General features: G+C 43.3%; 1 protein-coding gene and 1 pseudogene. Both read right to left on the bottom strand.

What is annotated here, in order from left to right; genetic code table 11:
* The coding region (locus R7Z47_RS25665) for a 7-cyano-7-deazaguanine synthase (protein ID WP_318130869.1) at positions 1–314 on the bottom strand (314 nt) is incomplete at its 3' end.
* A gap of 14 nt (positions 315–328) precedes the next feature.
* Positions 329–608 (bottom strand): annotated as a pseudogene (locus tag R7Z47_RS25670) (7-carboxy-7-deazaguanine synthase QueE); the annotation flags it as partial.

Here is a 608-nt window from a genome sequence, read left to right on the forward strand (position 1 = left end):
ACAGTTAAGAACAAAATAGTAAGGCCAGGCACAAACGAATTCGGCAAGCCATTCTCTTGTAATTCGTAAGAAACAGGGATGGCATCACGCGTCAGAGAGCTGATATCAAGTTCATTCAGTAAACCGACATCCATCACTTTATGCGCTTTCACATCAAGATCTTTGGCGATCTTTTGTGCAACTTCGATCTCCAGTTTATGACGTTGGCCATAATCAAAAGTGATTGCATGCACTTCATCAAACTCTTTAAGGGCTTGTACGAGACAGGTTGTCGAGTCTTGCCCACCACTGAAAACAACAACAGCTTTTTTCATTTTACTCTCCGAGCTTAAGCAATACTTAGGTATTTATGAGTTTGAATAGATAGACGCCAATTGCGCGCGATGCACGTTTCGATACACAACTGAGTTGCGCGAGGCTTCTGGCTGATTGGTTGTAAAGCGATCACCGTTTCTGTCTTTATATCAGCGTTTGCAAGTAGTCCATCAAGATGATCGATGTCTTTTTGCGTACCGACTGGGTGCTTGATTTCATTAGCACGCTCTAAAGCACTTTTCAGTACGGGCAATTTACCTTTCATCGCCACTTTTGGTGACACTGTCACCCAC

The sequence above is a fragment of the Vibrio sp. 1641 genome (assembly GCF_033339995.1).
Classification (GTDB): Bacteria; Pseudomonadota; Gammaproteobacteria; order Enterobacterales; family Vibrionaceae; genus Vibrio; species Vibrio alginolyticus.